Annotated in this window: 18 protein-coding genes; 13 read left to right on the forward strand and 5 right to left on the reverse strand. The window is 35.9% G+C overall.

Features of this window, described 5'->3' with window-relative positions; translation table 11 throughout:
• The 3 genes from CCON33237_RS10150 to CCON33237_RS09740 are packed head-to-tail and all read left to right on the forward strand — an operon-like array spanning nucleotide 1 to nucleotide 1562.
• Entirely contained in the window at nucleotides 1-321 is a 321-nt protein-coding gene (locus CCON33237_RS10150; protein ID WP_219808678.1) for a DUF5675 family protein, read from the forward strand.
• On the forward strand, nucleotides 305-1015 hold the full coding sequence (locus CCON33237_RS07590) for a hypothetical protein (RefSeq protein WP_054197083.1): 711 nt from the start codon (nucleotides 305-307) through the stop codon (nucleotides 1013-1015). The genes CCON33237_RS10150 and CCON33237_RS07590 overlap by 17 nt, the downstream gene beginning before the upstream one ends.
• Nucleotides 1008-1562, forward strand: a complete 555-nt coding sequence (locus CCON33237_RS09740; protein ID WP_199906613.1) for a hypothetical protein — start codon at nucleotides 1008-1010, stop codon at nucleotides 1560-1562. Before CCON33237_RS07590 ends, CCON33237_RS09740 begins: the two co-directional genes overlap by 8 nt.
• Nucleotides 1563-1633: 71 nt before the next feature.
• Here the strand turns inward: CCON33237_RS09740 and CCON33237_RS07600 are convergent, their stop codons facing one another.
• Entirely contained in the window at nucleotides 1634-2671 is a 1038-nt protein-coding gene (locus CCON33237_RS07600) for a 3'-5' exonuclease (RefSeq protein WP_054197084.1), read from the reverse strand.
• Nucleotides 2672-2734: 63 nt separating this feature from the next.
• On the opposite strand from CCON33237_RS07600, the gene waaC reads away from it, so the two are divergent.
• From waaC to CCON33237_RS07640, 8 genes are read left to right on the forward strand one after another with little or no spacing between them, the layout of a single operon-like run.
• Nucleotides 2735-3709 carry a lipopolysaccharide heptosyltransferase I gene (gene waaC / locus CCON33237_RS07605; protein WP_054197085.1) on the forward strand — a complete coding sequence of 325 codons (975 nt, stop codon included), beginning with the start codon at nucleotides 2735-2737 and terminating at the stop codon, nucleotides 3707-3709.
• Nucleotides 3702-4595 (forward strand): lipid A biosynthesis lauroyl acyltransferase, encoded by an 894-nt coding sequence (locus CCON33237_RS07610; protein WP_054197086.1) that lies wholly within the window; start codon nucleotides 3702-3704, stop codon nucleotides 4593-4595. Before waaC ends, CCON33237_RS07610 begins: the two co-directional genes overlap by 8 nt.
• Nucleotides 4589-5293, forward strand: coding sequence for a glycosyltransferase family 2 protein (locus tag CCON33237_RS07615; RefSeq protein ID WP_054197087.1), 705 nt, complete (start codon nucleotides 4589-4591; stop codon nucleotides 5291-5293). The genes CCON33237_RS07610 and CCON33237_RS07615 overlap by 7 nt, the downstream gene beginning before the upstream one ends.
• Complete coding sequence (gene rfaQ / locus CCON33237_RS07620) at nucleotides 5290-6351, forward strand: putative lipopolysaccharide heptosyltransferase III (RefSeq protein ID WP_054197088.1); 1062 nt, start codon at nucleotides 5290-5292, stop codon at nucleotides 6349-6351. Before CCON33237_RS07615 ends, rfaQ begins: the two co-directional genes overlap by 4 nt.
• Nucleotides 6352-6355: 4 nt before the next feature.
• Nucleotides 6356-7429 (forward strand): glycosyltransferase family 4 protein, encoded by a 1074-nt coding sequence (locus tag CCON33237_RS07625; protein WP_054197089.1) that lies wholly within the window; start codon nucleotides 6356-6358, stop codon nucleotides 7427-7429.
• On the forward strand, nucleotides 7426-8223 hold the full coding sequence (locus CCON33237_RS07630; RefSeq protein WP_054197090.1) for a polysaccharide deacetylase family protein: 798 nt from the start codon (nucleotides 7426-7428) through the stop codon (nucleotides 8221-8223). Before CCON33237_RS07625 ends, CCON33237_RS07630 begins: the two co-directional genes overlap by 4 nt.
• Nucleotides 8223-8729 (forward strand): nucleoside/nucleotide kinase family protein, encoded by a 507-nt coding sequence (locus CCON33237_RS07635; RefSeq protein ID WP_054197091.1) that lies wholly within the window; start codon nucleotides 8223-8225, stop codon nucleotides 8727-8729. The genes CCON33237_RS07630 and CCON33237_RS07635 overlap by 1 nt, the downstream gene beginning before the upstream one ends.
• Complete coding sequence (locus CCON33237_RS07640; protein WP_054197092.1) at nucleotides 8722-9507, forward strand: glycosyltransferase family 25 protein; 786 nt, start codon at nucleotides 8722-8724, stop codon at nucleotides 9505-9507. The genes CCON33237_RS07635 and CCON33237_RS07640 overlap by 8 nt, the downstream gene beginning before the upstream one ends.
• 9 nt (nucleotides 9508-9516) lie before the next feature.
• On the opposite strand, the gene CCON33237_RS07645 is transcribed toward CCON33237_RS07640, so the two are convergent.
• Genes CCON33237_RS07645 through CCON33237_RS07655 form a run of 3 tightly spaced genes read right to left on the reverse strand, consistent with a single transcriptional unit; the run spans nucleotide 9517 to nucleotide 12353 of the window.
• Nucleotides 9517-10275, reverse strand: a complete 759-nt coding sequence (locus tag CCON33237_RS07645) for a polysaccharide deacetylase family protein (RefSeq protein WP_054197093.1) — start codon at nucleotides 10273-10275, stop codon at nucleotides 9517-9519.
• A complete protein-coding gene (locus CCON33237_RS07650; RefSeq protein ID WP_054197094.1) occupies nucleotides 10272-11321 on the reverse strand; it encodes a glycosyltransferase family 4 protein in 1050 nt (349 codons plus the stop codon). Before CCON33237_RS07650 ends, CCON33237_RS07645 begins: the two co-directional genes overlap by 4 nt.
• 3 nt (nucleotides 11322-11324) lie before the next feature.
• Nucleotides 11325-12353, reverse strand: coding sequence for a glycosyltransferase family 2 protein (locus tag CCON33237_RS07655; RefSeq protein WP_054197095.1), 1029 nt, complete (start codon nucleotides 12351-12353; stop codon nucleotides 11325-11327).
• 86 nt (nucleotides 12354-12439) lie between these two features.
• On the opposite strand from CCON33237_RS07655, the gene CCON33237_RS07660 reads away from it, so the two are divergent.
• Nucleotides 12440-13612, forward strand: coding sequence for an O-antigen ligase family protein (locus CCON33237_RS07660; RefSeq protein ID WP_054197096.1), 1173 nt, complete (start codon nucleotides 12440-12442; stop codon nucleotides 13610-13612).
• 58 nt (nucleotides 13613-13670) lie between these two features.
• Here the strand turns inward: CCON33237_RS07660 and uvrA are convergent, their stop codons facing one another.
• The gene (gene uvrA, locus CCON33237_RS07665) at nucleotides 13671-16499 is read right to left on the reverse strand and encodes an excinuclease ABC subunit UvrA (protein WP_054197097.1); all 2829 of its coding nucleotides are present in this window, start codon (nucleotides 16497-16499) and stop codon (nucleotides 13671-13673) included.
• A 174-nt stretch (nucleotides 16500-16673) separates the two neighbouring features.
• Between uvrA and CCON33237_RS07670 the strand changes: the two genes are divergently transcribed.
• The gene (locus CCON33237_RS07670; RefSeq protein WP_021091598.1) at nucleotides 16674-16958 is read left to right on the forward strand and encodes an NADH-quinone oxidoreductase subunit I; all 285 of its coding nucleotides are present in this window, start codon (nucleotides 16674-16676) and stop codon (nucleotides 16956-16958) included.
• The last annotated feature ends 52 nt before the right edge of the window (nucleotides 16959-17010 follow it).

Here is a 17010-nt window from a genome sequence, read left to right on the forward strand (position 1 = left end):
ATTTCTACAAAATATTCAAAAGACAAATACTCCAAAAATAAGCGTGGAAATTTTTTAGAAAATGGATTTCCAAAATTATATAATAATGATGTTCCTAAAAGTAGAGCCATATTAATACATGTTGGTAGCAAAGGAGAGCACTCTGAAGGATGTTTGCTGCCAGGGAGTGATGTCGTTGTTAGTGAAATAAATGGAAAAAGATACGTTACAGGTATTTCTGGCAGCATAAACAAATTCTATCAGCTTATAGAATATATAGAGAGCAATGGAATAGATAACGTAAAAGTTGTGATTGAGGAAAAGTATGAAGATTATAAATAAAATAATTTTTTTATGGTTAATGGTGTTTGTGTCGCCAGCTCTTTTTGCAGAGCAAACCACCGAGAAGTGTTTTAATGGCTTTTTAGATAATAAAGCACATTTTGCCAAACAAGACAAATTTGACGATTTTGATTTTTCTAACATTTTGGCTGACAAACGTACAAAATTTTTGGGTTATATCGGAGCTGATTATCACAGACTACATATAAATTTTGATAGCATTAAAAAGATATCAAGGTCAAAATATATAGTATCTGGCAACTATAAAATAACCGAAGAAGCTCGCCCATTTAACGGCGAAATTCAAATATCTGAAATAAGAAAATATACAAATTTTAACTACGGTGTTGATGATTTTATGAAAGGCAAAATCAATGCCCAAGGCATAGCTTTAGCGACCTATTTTATAAAAGGCGAAACAGAAAAATTTCAAGCTAAAGGCTGTATGCTAATAAGATGGTACATTGACAACGATGAAAAATTGCTATACGACGATATATCAGAAGATGAGGATTTGTACGCAAATAATTTATTTTGTGGAGAGTGCAAGGTAGGCAAGGTACAAATAAAGCCATGCGCATGGGGTCATTACAGGATACCAAATAGTGGCGATCTTGACATAGGGGCTGGGGAATTTAGTCCGAACCCAAAATATATTGGCAACGGCTGGAGCGACTTTAATAAAGATGAATAAAATTGCAATGAAACACTTTTTAATACTATCTATAATTTTAGGTTTTCTAAATTTAACAGCCAGTGAAAATTTACCACGCACAACAAGCATAGACAAAATCAAAGTAGGTAAAATTTTACCTTCAAGTAATTTAACATCTAAAAAAATCAAATATTTCTTAGACGGCGAAAAGGCAAGCTTCATAAATTTATCAAGAACACAGATAATGACGCTCGATTTTTGTTGTGGTGGTAGCGGTGAGGTCCAAAGGATAAATGTCAAATTTTTTGATAAAAATTTGACTAAAGATTATATGAATTCCAGCAAAATAAAAGATTTCACTACAAATTCTGGTATAAAACTTGGAGACAAACAAGAGCAAATTTTAAAGAAGCTAGGTAAGCCAAACGATCTGCAAGAAGAAAACACCACCTCTATCGTCACCTACATCACTGAGCAAAATGAAAGCAAACTCTTACAAGAATTTGATATGCCACTCTACTACGAGAAATTCATCTTTTCTAATGGAGTTTTAAAAGAGTATGAATTTGGATTTGAGTACCCGTGATATTCCGCGGATCAGGATATTAATTCCATAGAGTAGCAAAAGATATTTTACGGCCTAAAAGCATAGAATTTCTACTCTTCGTCCAAATTTATTTCAGGTAGTTTCTCTTCGGTAAAACCCTTATCTTTTTTTGCAGCTGAGGTAACTTCACTAGCCTTTTTCAAAAGTCCGTCAAGTCCTTGTCTTGCCAAACGCTCGTTTAGCTGCTCTGGTGTATCTTTTGTGCCGTCAAGATCACTAAAATCATCAAATTCATCGTAATCCTCACTCTCTTTTTGTACCTTGATCTCGTAATCAAGCTTTCCACCAAGTCTAGCTAGCTCATCTTTTATGGCTTCGCAAAAGACTTTGGTATACCCTCTATGGGAGCAATTTTTTGCCAGAAATTCACTCATCACGATTAGATGATTTATGTAGTCATCTTGCAAGATATTTGCTTGCAAAAGTTCAAATTTTAAAAAGAGCCAGTAGGTATTAAGCACGTCGCTTTCGCAGTATTCGTTGATCTTATCAAGCTCGCCAGCGTAGTAGAGCTCAAGTACCTGATCGCCGTGCACGTCATACTTGCCAGGCAAATTTAAACTAGCACAAAGAGTGTCGAGCTTTAGCCCTCTAACACTTCCAAAATCGCTTATAAAATCAAGCAGGTCAAGGTGAAATTTAGGCGAATATCTGGCTCTATAATTTTCCCATTTGTTTTTGTTTAGCTCTTTATTTTCGCTCTCGTAATACGCCGCCGCGTTTAGGTTGTAGCGCATCGCACGTACCATTAGCATCGGTAGGTCAAAACCCCTTCCATTAAAGCTAACAAGCCTTGGGTTATAGTCATTTATAAATTTTAAAAATTTAGCGATGATCTCGCGCTCGTCTTTGCCCTCCATCGTGCTAACTTTTAAAAATTTACCGTACTCATCAGCCATTACCGCAGAGATAGCCACGACCCTATGAAACATCACAGGCAAAAACTCACTACCACTGGCCTCTTTTTGCAAGGCCATCGCTTGCACGCTCACATCTTCATCGCTCCCATCAATGCCATAAATTTTTCTTATCAAATTTGCATCAGGTATCGTCTCGCAGTCAAAGACACAGATGTAACTTTTCGCCATTTTAGCCCTTTTTTAAGCATTTTTTTTTAAAATCATACCAAAAATTTATATCTAAAGTGATCAATGCAAAACAAAAATCAACTAAAAATAGCCATCGTCAAACTCTCAGCTCTTGGGGATATCGTGCACGCAGCTATTGTACTTCAGTTTATCAAAAAGCACCACCCAAATGCCCATATCACGTGGCTAGTTGATGCTCGTTTTGCAAGCCTTTTAAAAGATCATCCGCTTATCAACGAGCTAGTCGTTTTACCACTTAAACAAAGTTTTAGACAAAGCTACAAGATACTAAAAACCCTTGGTAAATTTGACAAAGTGATCGATCTGCAAGGGCTTTTTAAATCAGCCGTCGTCGCAAAAATAATAGGCAAGCAAACTTATGGATTTAGCAGAGAAAGTGTCAAAGAAAAGATCGCAGCTAGGCTTTATAGGCATAAATTTAAAATTGATTACAACGAAAATATAATCATTAGAAATTTGGCACTTGTGGCTTTCGCTCTAAATTTTAGCTTTGAAGCAAGTGAAATTTTAGAAAAAGCACCTTGCTTTGAAATAAGTGAAATTTATAAAAATGAAAGTGGTAAAAAACGCGTTTTAATCGCTGCCTTTGCAAGCGAAGAGAGCAAAATTTATAACAAATTTAAAGATGTGATCAGGCTAATTGATGGATGCGAAATTTGCCTTTGCTACGGAAGTGAGAGCGAGAAAGTAAGGGCTGAGGTGATCATTTCAGGCACCTCAGCAAAGCTACTTGAAAAACTAAGCATAAAAGAGATGATAAGCTTCATTGCAAGCTGTGATTTAGTAATTGGCAACGATAGTGGCCTAACACACCTTGCTTGGGCGATGAATAAGCCTTCTATCACGATTTTTGGCAACCGTCCAAGCCACAGAAATGCTTACATCACGGATAAAAATTTAGTTATAGATATGGGCAAGCAAATAGATGCGAGAAGTATCGATAAAAACGACTTTTGCATAAGAGAGATTTTTCCAGAAACGGTTGCAAATTTTGCAAAAAGGCTACTAAATGGATAGGCTCTATTTGGCTGGCTTTTATACTTTAAAATTTTTTATATTTTTACTGCCTAGCTCACTTAGAGATTTACTTGCTAAATTTTTAGCTTTTTCGTATATGAAGCTTAATAAAAAGCGATTTCACGTCGTTATGACAAATTTAAATCTTGCGTTTGGCGAGTCAAAAACTAAAGAAGAGAAACTTGAGATCGCCAAAAAATGCTACTACAACTTTGCAAAATATCTTGGTATAAATTTTATCCTAAATCAAAACACAACAAAGCAAAAAGTGCTTGAAAAAGTTAGCTTTAAAAATGAGCATAATCTACTTGAAGCGCTTAAGCTTGATCGTCCGATTATCGTGACGACTGCGCATTTTGGGCAATGGGAGCTTTTTAGCTTAACAATGGCTGCTCGTTTTGGCGCAGTCTCAGTGCTTGGCAGAAAGCTTGATAGTAAAAGTATGGATAAAATTTTAAGTGCAAATAGATCGCAGTTTGACGTGGAGCTAATAGACAAAGATGGCGGTGCAAAAGATATCTTAAAAGCGCTAAAAGCTAGGCGAATAGTGGGAATTTTAGTCGATCAAAATACCGCTCCAAAAGATGGCATAAAGGTGAAATTCTTTGAAAAAGATGTGCTTCATACGCCAGCTGCAAGCGTGCTAGCTCAAAAAACAAACGCACTAATAATTAATGCATTTATCTATCAAAAAGATGAAAACATAAGCGAAATTTGCTTTTCGCCAGCCATTGATATAAATAAATTTGACAAAGAAGAGGCGGTACAAAAAGTAACGCAAATGCAGTGCAGCGCGTGCGAAGAGATGGTTAGAGCAAGGCCTGAGGAGTACTTTTGGTTTCACAAACGCTTTAAAAGATTTTACGAAAAAGAGTATAAATGCTAAGTGTCGTCATCTTAACTTTTAACAGCCAAAAATATCTGCAAGAAGTGCTAGAAAGTACAAATTTTGCGGATGAGGTCATTGTGGTTGATAGTGGCTCAAGCGATAGTACAAAGCAAATTTGTCAAAATTTTAGTAATGTTAAATTCTACGAGCAAGTATGGCTTGGATTTGGCGCGCAAAAGCAAAAGGGCGTTGATCTATCTAAAAATAAGTGGGTCTTTGTGCTTGATAGTGATGAAGTGATCACAAATGAGCTTCAAGATGAGATCATTGGCACGTTAAAAGAGCCTAAATTTATGGCCTACAATGTAGCTAGACTAAATTTTTTCTTTGGTAAAGCGATCAAAAATATGGGGCTCTATCCAGACTACACAGTGAGGCTTTTTAACAAAAATTTTGCCAAATTTGACGGTAGAGCCGTGCATGAAAAGGTCATTTTAAATGATGGCTCACAAAAGCTTGGAGTGCTTAAAAATCACTTCTTGCACTACGCATATGAGAGCATCGATCAGTTTATCACTAAGCAAAATCGCTACTCAAGCATGGGGGCAAAAAGGAATTTATTTAAAGCTCTAACAAGCCCAGCTTGGACATTTTTTAAGCTTTATGTGCTAAAAGGTGGCTTTAAAGAGGGCTTTGCTGGCTATGTTATAGCCAGACTTTATGCTCAGTACACATTTTGGAAATATATAAAATGAAAATACTTGTAATTAAATTTAGAAACATCGGCGACGTGCTTTTAACAACGCCTCTTATTGAAAATTTGCACCATTATTACCCAGATGCGACCATCGACTTTGCCCTAAACAAAGGCACAGAAGCGATGATCGAGGGAAATCCTTACATAAATAAAATTCACATTTACGATAGACAAAGTGCAAATTCTGGCTTTTTTAAAAGACTGATTACCGAGATAAAATTTATAAAAGCCATTAAAAAAGAAAAATACGATATGGCGGTGCAAACAACCACGGGGGATCGCGGTATAATCATCTCAAAATACGCAAAGATCAAAAAAATAGTAGGCTTTCTTGGCAAAAATCAATCAATAAATAAACTTCTAAACGTCAAAGCAAAATACTATGAAAATTTTTCACATACGATCGATCATAATCTAAACGCTTTAAGGGCTTTAGGATTTGAACCGGTTAGCAAAAAGGTGAGTGTATTTTCGGACGAGAGTGTGGAGCATCTAAATTTATCAAAACGCTTTGTACATATGCATCTTACAAGCCGCTGGATGTTTAAATGCGCAAATAATAAGAGCATGGCACAGCTCATCGACTACTGCGAAAATGAGCTTGACGTAAAGGTTGTGCTAACAAGTGACAATAAAGAAAATGAGCTAGAAAAGCTAACAAGCGTGCTAAAAATTTGCAAAAGTGAGCCTATAAATTTAGGCGGTAAGCTAAATTTGAAACAAACTATCGCCCTATCAAAGCATTCAAGCCTTTTTATCGGTGTTGATACCGCCATCATGCACATTGCCGCTGCAAATGATGTACCAGTCATAGCCTTTTTTGGTCCAAGTAATGCTTTCGAGTGGGGACCTTGGGATAACTCACTCATGAAAAATGGCTACACAGCGCAAAATGGCATCCAAAGTATGGGCAAACATATCGTCTATCAAAAAGACTGGGACTTTGTGCCTTGCGACAAAGAAGGTATAGCAAAGCATGGCATAGAAAAGACCTTGATGGATTTTAGCGACGAAATGCCAAAAATAAAAGCCAAAATAAAAGAAATTTTAGGATAGGTAGATGAATATTCTTCACACGCAGACACTTTTTAACTGGGGTGGCGAGCAAAATAAGACGCTAAATGAGATGCGTTTTATGCGCGAGATGGGTCACAATGTCATACTTTTTTGTAACCCAAACTCTCAGATAGAAAGTATTGCAAAAGAAGAAGGCTTTAGTGTTATAGCACAAGAGATGAATAAGAAAAATTTTCATAAAAGCGTACCAGCACTTTGCGAAGCAATAAGCTCGAACAAGATAGATGTCTTGATCACACACGGCTCTACTGATAGCTGGGTTGGGGCAATTGCTGGGCTATTTTACAGAAGCAAAGGCGTTAAATTTTACAAGGAAAGGCATAATCTTTTTCCTATAAAAGGCTTTCTCTCAAAACTCATGCACAAAAGACTATTTGATAAAATTTTGTACATCTCAACTAGTGTTAAGGAGTATCTGCTAAATATCGGCGTTAATGAAGATAGACTAGTTTTTATGCCAAGCACGGTTGATGTTGAAAAGATTGATAGTATAAAAAGCACTTTTAGAGATGAGTTTAATATATCTCAAGATGAGCTAGTTATCGGTACATTTACTTCGCTTTACCGCAAGAAAGGTGTCTACGACTTCGCAAATGCAGCAAAAGAGATTTTAAAAGAGAAGGACGCTACTATAGTATTTGCAGGAAATATTAGCGAAAGCACAAAAAATGAGATTGCCTCTATTTTTAGCAAAAAAGACAAGATCATCTTTACTGGATTTAGAAATGACGCGGCAAATGTTATAAAAAGTTTTGATATCTACGTATTTGCTTCGCACTCTGAGGGGCTTGGTACTGTATTGCTTGAAGCAATGAGCTCAAAAGTGCCAGTCGTAGTCTATGATAACGCCCCGATGAACGTACTAGTTAAAGACAAAGAGCGTGGGCTTTGTGCTAAAAATTTAGATGAGGTTTCACTAAAAGAGTGTATTTTAGGGCTGATAGATGAGCCTGAAAAAGCTAAAATTTACTCACAAAATGCCTTTAAATTTGTGAATGAAAACTTTAGCCACAAGGCGCTAAAAGAGGCTATTAAAAATTTACTGGAGCAAAAATGAACTACCCAGTTTGCGTGCTAACGATGCATCACTGCAATAATAATGAAAATGACTTTGCCATTAAGCCAGAGCTATTTAGAAAAGCACTTCTTATGGCGCTAGATGAGGGCTATAAATTTATAAACTACAGCCAGTTTAAAGATATAGCTAGTGGCCGAGTAAAAGCCTCAAGAAAGAGCATTTTGTTAACTTTTGATGATGGATATTTTGATAATTATAAATTTGCATTTCCTATCCTAAAAGAGCTAAATATCCCAGCTGTGTGCTTTTTGATAACAGATAAGATCAAAGATTTTAAAAGGCAGGATTACGATTTTTCGTTTAAGATACACAAAGATATCGACTACAACAAAGATATAGAGTATTTTTTAAATTTAGACGAGATCAGACAGATGCAAGAGAGCGGGCTTTTTGAGTTTGATAGCCATACAGCGAACCACTTTTCTTGTAAATGCAATGATGAAGAAAAATTAAGAGAGGAATTTTCTAGCTCGCTAGCTAAGATAAAAGAGCTATTTCCCGAAAAACAAGAATTTGGCTTTTGCTTTCCCAAAGGGCACTTTAACGAGCTTTCACTAAAGGTTGTAAGAGAGTATTATGACTTTGCTTTTAGTGTGATAGATGGTGGATTTTGCGCAGGAGATGATAAATTTAAGATAAGACGTATCGATATCTCAAACAATGCAAAAAGTGAAAAAGACTACATTTTTAGGGTCAAAAAGAAGCTTTTTATCTATTCTACGCCGGTGCTAGGAAATTTATATTCAAATTTTAGAAATAGAGACTATAAATAATGCTTGAGGCATTGAATGAGGCTTGTAAAGAAATTTTAAAAGATAAAAAACAAGCCTTAATCGCTCTTACTGGGCTTCACGGTAGTGGCAAAAGTACACTTGCAAAACAAATTAGAAAAAATGGATTTAAAAACTTTAAACCTTATCAAATCGCTGTAATCGATGATGATGTAATGAGCCTAAATTTATTTATAGCTCGTCCAAAGATAAAAATCAAAAGCGATCATCAAGATGAGTTAAAACCATTTTTTAAATTTATCATGCCATTTGTAAAAGTCGTAATATACGTAAGCGCAAATCCACTTTTACGTATAAGTAAATGTGACATTCTTTGTATTTTAAACGCTGATGAAGAAGCTCGAATCGCTGGAATTTATAAAAGAAATTCTAGTGACGATTTAATCAAAACACAAAAACATATAAATAAAAAAGAGCTTGATCTAGCAGGCCTTACATATAAAGTCAAGTTAGAATTTGACTTAAAAGTTGGAGCAAAAAATGAATAATCCCGTCTATGTAATATCATTAAAAAGAGATGAAGAGCGAAGAGAAAATTTACAAAGACAATTTAACAGATATGATGAATTTAAAATAATAGATGCGGTTGATGCTAAAAATTTTAGTGTCAATGAGTATTACAGCGCCATGATAGATTGCTTGTTAAAATCTTGTGATGAAGATTATAAATTTAAAATACCGCCATTAATTGCGACTCCAGGTGAGCTAGCATGCACAATGTCACACATAAAAGCTTATGAGGATTTTTTACAAGGCGACGCAGAATTCACTTTAATATTAGAGGATGATGTTATTGGAAATGACGAATTAATAAATGAGGCCTTTTTGCTATGCAAAGATATAAGTAGTGATAGCATTTTAATATGTGGTGTACAAGATGGATTAAATAGTAGATTTCGTGCTTTTGGCAAAAAAATAAAAAAAAATTTATATCTTATCTCACCATACTCATACGCTAGTATATATAGAACGGCTGCTTACATTCTAACAAGAAAGAGTGCAAAAGCTCTGCTTGATTTTTACAAAAATGGCCTTTACGGAGCCGATAAATGGGAGGCAATCTTAAAAAACACTGATATAAAAATGTACTTTAGCAACATCTTTTCTCATCCAGAGGAACTAAATAGCTCTAGCTTGGAAATCCAAAGAAAGCAAAAAGAGAAGATAAATTCTCTTTTTAAAAAATATAATAAAAATTTCTCATACAAAATTTCAAGATTTTACGAAAAACATATTGCTAAAAATGAGAGAATTTTTACAAAATAAAAATTTCTCCTAAGATTTTAGTGTTGAATATAGTGAGCCTAAAAAGTCATTTTGATAGATAAATAGTGTCTTTTTTAGCCAACTTGCATCTTTTTTTACCGCTATTCGCCTTATATCATCAAGCACACCATCGGGTTTATTTATCCCACGCTTTGTTGTGAAAAATACCTCATAGCCAACGCTTTTTGCCACATTTTTTAGCTCATCATTAAATTTACCTCTTGGCCAGCAAAGAAGCTTGTCATCAAAGCCAAAATTTTTATACATAAATTCTTTGCATTTTGTAAAATTTTCTTTCATTTCACAAATACCAAAATAATCATCAAAATGCGTATAAGTATGCGAGTGAAAGTCAAAGCACTCTTTCATCTTTACTATTTCCTCGTAGTTTAAAAAGACATCTTCAGGTCTAGTTGGTGCAGCATTTTTGTATTCGTTATGATCTAGCTCTATAAACTCGCCACTTTTTCTACTCGCCTGCTCTATCCAGCCAGCAACTAAAAAAATAGTCGCTTTAAGATTAAATTCCTTGATAATAGGATATGCGTAAACAAAATTATCCTTCCAGCCATCATCAAATGTGATAAAGACACTCTTTTTAGGCACACTAAGCTCACCTTTTTTATATGCCACAAACTCGGCCGAACTTAGCGATTTGTAGCCATTTTGAGCCAAAAATTTCATCTGATCTCTAAACTCATCTACACTACTTGCAATAAACCCACTTTTTTTAAGCACATGATGATACATTAAAACTGTTACGCTCATTTTACAAGTTCCATATATAAATTTTGTGTGTTTTCTATCATTTTTTCGATGCTAAATGTCTCTTTTACATACTCTCTGCCAAACTCGCCCATCTGTTTTCTTAAATTTTCATCCAAAATGAGCCTTTCAAGTACCTTTTTTAGCCCCTCTTTATCGCCATTTTGAAATAAAAATCCACTCTTTCCATCACTCACTGCCTCGCCAAGACCGCCTACATCGCTTCCAATAGTAGCTAGCTTGCACGAAGATGCTTCAAGCAACGCTCCACCTATGGCCTCCATCTCTGAAGGCAACACACAAATATCAAGTGAGCCCAAAAAATCACTCACATCGGTTCTATTGCCGAGCATAAAGATATTTTTTTTATCTTTTATATACTCTTTTAGATTCTCATTTTGAGGACCGTCACCTACGATAAAGAGAGCTGACTTTTCTAAATTTAGCTCATCAAATGCATCGATTAAGAGCTTATGATTTTTAGCTGCCCTTAGCACTGCCACGATACAAACACCCACTACATCGTCACTTAGGCCAAATTCTTTTTTCATATTTATCTTAAATTCTGGTGTGTACTTTTGCGTATCAATGCCAGTGTAAATTTTTAGCACCTTCTCTTTTTTCACGCCTCTTTTGATAAGATCAGCGCAAACTGAGTCACACACGCCGACTACTTTTGTACTTAGATTATAAGGCAAAGGCGATGTTATAGGCAGCTGCAAATGCCTAGTGCGAACCACGCTAACGCCGCAAATTTTGCCCACTATAGCGCCTATTGTGCCGTCTTTGCCTGAGTGAGTTGAGATGATTTTTATATTATTTTGCTTTACAAATTTACAAATTTTTAAAATTTCAAAGATATTGAAAGACTTTTTGAGATTAAACTCAACGAATTCACACTCTATTTGCTTCTCAAAGCTTTTTGAGCCAGGATTTAGCCCATAAAAAACCTTAAATTTGCTCTTATCTAGTCCATTTATCACACGCTGTGTGCGGTGTTCCTGTCCACCAAATCCAAGAGAGCTTTCAAGCTCAAGTATATTTATCATCTTCTACTCTTTAAATTCTTTCATTTTTTTATTTGACAAAAAGCCATTTATTGTATTAAAGATTTTTAAAATTTTTGATACATTTTCGTACGATTTTACATTTTTTAGCACTTTAAGCAAAATTCTCTGCTTTAGTCTAAGCTTTGAAAAACCAGCTGAGTTTATGATGCTATCAATATCTGCATAAAAAAGATCAAGTGCCTTTACATAGCTACTATTTTTTAGATTTGGTCTTGCCAAAATGGCTGGTATATAGACGCTTTTTATCTTTCTAAGCTCTAGATCTGGCACCATTTCAAGAGCTAAATTTTTGTCTTTTAAAATTGAGATTATGTCGTCATAGACAAATTTATGATCCATCACAGCTTTTAATTTTTCAAAGCCAGCAGTGTTGTTGTCTCCTATCTTATAGCAATAAAAAACCTTATTTAGCTTTACAAGGGTTTTTGAAGCGATAACATTTCTCACTACAGTGTGAAAATCTTCAGCTTGCGTGATCCCAACTGGAAATAAATTTTCTTTTAAAATTTTAGTCCTAATCGCCTTGTTTGCCGCATTATGCAAGACTTTGTTATGCCTTGAGGCTAAAAGCCTTTTTAGATACTCGTTTTTATTGATTACGCCATCCTCTTTTGTCTCAAAATCCTTAAAAAGGAGCTTTTTATGACCATAGACCTTACACATATCTGTTATCACTATGTCGGCATCAAATTTTTCTGAGATATCATAAACGCATGAAGCATAATCTTTTTCCACATAGTCATCAGCATCTACGCAGATAGTATATTTGCCACTAGCTAGCAATATACCGTCATTTCTAGCAGCGCTAACACCGGCATTGCTCTTTGTTTTTAATATTATTTTATCTTTATATTCTTCTAATATTTCTAGCGTATTGTCAGTACTTCCATCATTAATAACTATAATCTCAATATCATCCATGTCTTGAGATATAAGCGAATTTAAACAATCCCTAATGTGCTCTTTTTTGTTAAAAACAGGCACTACAAAGCTTATTTTCACATCAGGCACGATACTTCCTTTTAATTTTTGTTTAATTGTATATTATTTTTAGTTCAGCAATGATAAAATGTCCACTTAAAATTTAAAGGATCTGCATGAAAAATGACATCGTGTCTAAGCTCTACAATCTCTTTTTAGTTATTGTCTTATTTACACTACCAGTAACTGAGGGCTTAAAGCAAATTTTACTTACACTTTTTGTATTGGTTGGAATTTATATTTGTGTCAAAGAAAAAAAGCAATTTAAATTTGATCTCATAAATATCTCGCTTTTTATCTTTGTTTTGGCTACTTTTATAAGTTGCCTTATAAATGGAGTTTCTGTATCAAGAGCACTTGATCCGCTAAGGTGTATGCTATTTTTCTTTGTAGCCAGAAGTGTTGGCATAGAAAAAATAAATTTTAAAATTTTATTTTTTGCCTTATTTGCTGGTTTGATTGCTGCATTTATCCCTGCTTGTGTAGAAAAATTCACTTCAAATGATCCTTTAGCACTTTTTGAGCTTAAATCAATAGGACACGTAAATCATAGCGCTATTTTTATGCTGCTAGTTTTTTGTGTAGCATTAGTTTCGATAAATAGCAAAGAAATTTTTGAAAAGTACATAGGCATAAGTGTTGCCGGAATTTGCGTACTTGGAATAATGATAGCTGGCTCTAGAGCTACAATGTATCTTTTACCAATCATTATTTTTACTTACTTGCTTTTTGAAATTTTAAATAAACAGATAAAAATAAAATTTTTATTAAGCTTGATAATTTTATTTAGTGTAATAGCTATTTCTTATATATACATATCAACAAATATCACTCAAGATGAAAGATTGTATAGTCAACTAACAAAAGGAGTAACTGGATCAGAGACTAGATATCCGATCTTTGCTAGCGCGTTTTATACGTGGTTAGAACACCCTTTATTTGGGATAGGTTCTGGTGAGTTTAAGATCATTGATATAACAAAATATTTTCCAGGCAATGTTGAAGTTCATGTTAGTCACGCACACAATACCTTTTTAACATTTTTAACAGAAAAGGGCGTCGTTGCCTTGCTTGCATATTTGGTATTTCAACTATTACTCTTTATAAAATTCATTAAAAATTTTAGACAAAATAGCATAGTTTTTCTTGCACTTTTAATGCTTATGGCTAATAATATAATTTCACTTGCAAATACAACATTTCACCATGAAAATGCACTTTTAATGCTACTATTTTGGGCTCTAGCTTTAAGTGCGATAGATGAAAAATCGACCTTAAAAATTAGCTAACGATCCAACACGCCTCAACCGTTTTAAATTTTATAAAGAAACGGTTGAGGCAAATTTTTTATTTTTTCTTCATCTCCTCAAGCTCTTGCGCTAGAAATTTCCCCGTGTAGCTGCCAGTTTTTTTATAGTTTTTAGCTACTTCTTTTACACTGCCGCACGCTATCACTTTACCGCCCTTTGCGCCGCCTTCTGGTCCCATATCTACGATATAGTCGCAGTTTTTGATAACATCCATATTATGCTCGATCACAAAGACTGAATTTCCAAGATCAACTAAGTGATTTAGCACCTTTACAAGCCTATCAACATCGGCAAAATGAAGTCCAGTCGTTGGCTCATCAAGGATGTAAAGCGTATTTCCGGTATCACTTCTACTAAGCTCTTTTGCTAGCTTCACACGTTGCGCCTCGCCACCACTAAGCGTGACTGCATTTTGTCCAAGCGTGATGTAGCCAAGCCCCACGTCTTGCAGCGTGGTGAGCTTTGAAGCGATCTTTGGCACAGCCTTAAAAAACTCAACCGCCTCATCTATGCTCATATTTAGCACCTCAGCGATGTTTTTGCCTTTGTATAAAATTTCTAAGGTTTGAGCGTTATATCTAGCACCATTACAAACGTCACAAACTACGTTAATATCAGGCAAAAAGTGCATCTCAATCGTAATCTCACCCTCGCCTTGGCACTTCTCGCAGCGTCCACCTTTGACGTTGAAGCTAAAGCGCCCTATTTTATAGCCTCTAAGCTTAGCTTCTTTAGTCTGCGCAAACAAATTTCTGATCTCGTCCATCACGCCAGTGTATGTCGCTGGATTTGAGCGTGGGGTGCGGCCGATCGGGCTTTGATCTAGATATATAACCTTATCTAGATTCTCAAGTCCGCTTAAATTTACTCCAGCTATCTTTTTTACTTTTTTGGCCCTATTTAGCTGCTCCTGCGCCTCTGGAAGCAAGGTCTGAAGCACTAGCGAGCTTTTGCCAGATCCTGAAACGCCAGTGATGCCTACAAGGTTTCTAAGCGGAAATTTTGCGGTTAAATTTGAGATATTATTGATATTTACATTTGAAATTTCGAGCCACTTCTCAGCTTTTCTATTTTTTTGATAGTCAATCTTTTTCTTGCCATTTATATATAGGGCAGTCTGAGTGTCTGATCTTAAAAGCTCTTTTGAGCTACCAGCAAAGACCACATTACCGCCAAATTTACCAGCTCCAGGGCCGATATCTACGATAAAATCAGCCTCCTCTATCGTCTTTTTATCATGCTCGACGACGATTACAGAGTTGCCTTTGGCTTGCAAATTTCTAAGCGTCTTTATGAGTTTTAACGTATCTCGCTCGTGAAGTCCGATACTTGGCTCATCAAGCACGTACATGACGCCACTTAGCCCGCTTCCTATCTGGCTCGCGATCCTGATACGCTGTGCCTCGCCACCGCTGATCGTCCTAGCATCACGTCCAAGAGACAAGTAGCCAAGTCCAACGTCATACAAAAAGAAAAGCCTCTCGTTGATCTCTTTTAAGATAGGCTTTGCGATCGCCTTATCATAGTCGCTGAGATATGCGAAATTTTTCTCATTCGAGAAAAATGCAGTGCAGTTTTCTATGCTCATATCTAAAATTTCACCAAGGCCAAGGCCAGCGACCTTGACCGCTAGACTTTGAGGCTTTAGTCTGTGGCCATTACAAGCATCGCAAATTTTCTCGCTCATGTACTCATCGAAGTCCTTATAATCCTTTAAAAGCCCATGTGAAATTTTAACTACACCATCAAATTTTCTAAGCAGCTTGTTTCGTTTCCAAAAGAACTCAACATCCTTCACATTTCCATATAAAACGAGCCTTTTTTCATCTTCACTAAGCTCATAATAAGACTTTTTAATATCGATACCATTTTGCTCACAAAAAGCAAGTAAAAATTTATAGTAATAGCTCATGTTATAGCCATAAAGCAGTTTGATAGCACCATTTTCTATCGACTTTTCCTCATCGATGATCTTGCTCATATCTAGGCTATACCTTATGCCAAGTCCGTCGCAGTGCTCGCAAGCGCCCTTTGGCGAGTTAAAGCTAAAGCTTAGTGGTTCAAGCGGCGTAAATGAAATTTTGCAGTCAAAACAAGCCATGTGCTCGCTGTAATGTATAAAACTCTCTTTTAAGCCAAGCTCATCGGCATTTGCGATCTCTATCTCGACTTCGCCAAAGCTCTCATTTAGCGCCTTTTCCACGTCGCTCGCAAGGCGTTCGTGATTTTGCTCATCGATAGCAATCCTATCAACAATAACCTTGATCGTGTGTTTTTTCGTTTTTGCAAGCTCGATATCCTCATCAAGCCTCACCACCACGCCATCTATTTGCGCTCTTACAAAGCCTTTTTGGCGTAAATTTTCGATCAAATCCGCCCATGTGCCCTTTTTCTCACGAACTAGCGGCGCATAGATGATCACTTTTGCGCCAAGTGGGAGTTTTGAAATTTCATTTATGATATCGCTTGCACTCATTTTTGAGATAGGTTTGCCACATTTATGGCAGTGCTGAACGCCGACTCTTGCGTATAAGAGCCTTAGATAGTCATAAATTTCAGTGATCGTGCCGACCGTTGAGCGAGGGTTTTTAGAGGTTGTCTTTTGATCGATCGCGATAGCAGGCGTTAAACCCTCGATCTTATCAACATCAGGCTTACCCACTCGGTCCAAAAACTGCCTAGCGTAGCTGCTAAGGCTCTCCATGTATCTTCTTTGCCCCTCAGCATAAAGCGTATCAAAGGCTAACGTGCTCTTGCCGCTTCCGCTAAGACCGGTAAAAACCACTAATTTATTTTTAGGAATTTTAAGATTTATATTTTTTAAGTTATGTTCTCTTGCGCCAGTTATTTCAATAATATCGTTCATTAAATTTATACAACCTTTTTAAAATTTTAATCTGTAAATTTAGTCTAAAAGTGATAAAAGATTTATAAAGTAGTTTTTCTAAAATTTAAGATCGTAGTTAAATTTAAGTGCTTATTTATATCATTTTCAGCTTTTTTTGATATTCTACGCCAAATTTTAATCTAAGGAGAAAAAATGTCTGTAAAAATAACTGATATATGCATAAGCTGTGGTTCATGTATTGATGAATGCCCAGTTTCAGCCATCGTTGATGATAGCGACAACCCAACTGGTGCAGATACATACTATGTTTATTCAAATAAATGCGTTGAGTGCGTAGGCTACAACGATGAGCCAGCCTGTGCATCTGCCTGTCCAACTGACGGTTGTATCGTATGGGACGCTGTTGTAGCAGGACAACCTTCGCGCGATCAGATCGGTGCTGATGCACGCAATGGCTCTATTCCAGTTATTCAATAAATTTATATTTATAAATTTTAGGCTCAATTTGAGCCTATTTTATTTTTAAGCT

The sequence above is a fragment of the Campylobacter concisus genome (genome assembly GCF_001298465.1).
GTDB lineage: Bacteria > Campylobacterota > Campylobacteria > Campylobacterales > Campylobacteraceae > Campylobacter_A > Campylobacter_A concisus.

Coding starts and splice junctions, on each gene's coding strand:
- CCON33237_RS07590 (WP_054197083.1), top strand. CDS start 305: ATGAAGATTATAAATAAAATAATTTTTTTATGGTTAATGGTGTTTGTG.
- CCON33237_RS09740 (WP_199906613.1), top strand. CDS start 1,008: ATGAATAAAATTGCAATGAAACACTTTTTAATACTATCTATAATTTTA.
- CCON33237_RS07600 (WP_054197084.1), bottom strand. CDS start 2,671: ATGGCGAAAAGTTACATCTGTGTCTTTGACTGCGAGACGATACCTGAT.
- waaC (WP_054197085.1), top strand. CDS start 2,735: ATGCAAAACAAAAATCAACTAAAAATAGCCATCGTCAAACTCTCAGCT.
- CCON33237_RS07610 (WP_054197086.1), top strand. CDS start 3,702: ATGGATAGGCTCTATTTGGCTGGCTTTTATACTTTAAAATTTTTTATA.
- CCON33237_RS07615 (WP_054197087.1), top strand. CDS start 4,589: ATGCTAAGTGTCGTCATCTTAACTTTTAACAGCCAAAAATATCTGCAA.
- rfaQ (WP_054197088.1), top strand. CDS start 5,290: ATGAAAATACTTGTAATTAAATTTAGAAACATCGGCGACGTGCTTTTA.
- CCON33237_RS07625 (WP_054197089.1), top strand. CDS start 6,356: ATGAATATTCTTCACACGCAGACACTTTTTAACTGGGGTGGCGAGCAA.
- CCON33237_RS07630 (WP_054197090.1), top strand. CDS start 7,426: ATGAACTACCCAGTTTGCGTGCTAACGATGCATCACTGCAATAATAAT.
- CCON33237_RS07635 (WP_054197091.1), top strand. CDS start 8,223: ATGCTTGAGGCATTGAATGAGGCTTGTAAAGAAATTTTAAAAGATAAA.
- CCON33237_RS07640 (WP_054197092.1), top strand. CDS start 8,722: ATGAATAATCCCGTCTATGTAATATCATTAAAAAGAGATGAAGAGCGA.
- CCON33237_RS07645 (WP_054197093.1), bottom strand. CDS start 10,275: ATGAGCGTAACAGTTTTAATGTATCATCATGTGCTTAAAAAAAGTGGG.
- CCON33237_RS07650 (WP_054197094.1), bottom strand. CDS start 11,321: ATGATAAATATACTTGAGCTTGAAAGCTCTCTTGGATTTGGTGGACAG.
- CCON33237_RS07660 (WP_054197096.1), top strand. CDS start 12,440: ATGAAAAATGACATCGTGTCTAAGCTCTACAATCTCTTTTTAGTTATT.
- uvrA (WP_054197097.1), bottom strand. CDS start 16,499: ATGAACGATATTATTGAAATAACTGGCGCAAGAGAACATAACTTAAAA.
- CCON33237_RS07670 (WP_021091598.1), top strand. CDS start 16,674: ATGTCTGTAAAAATAACTGATATATGCATAAGCTGTGGTTCATGTATT.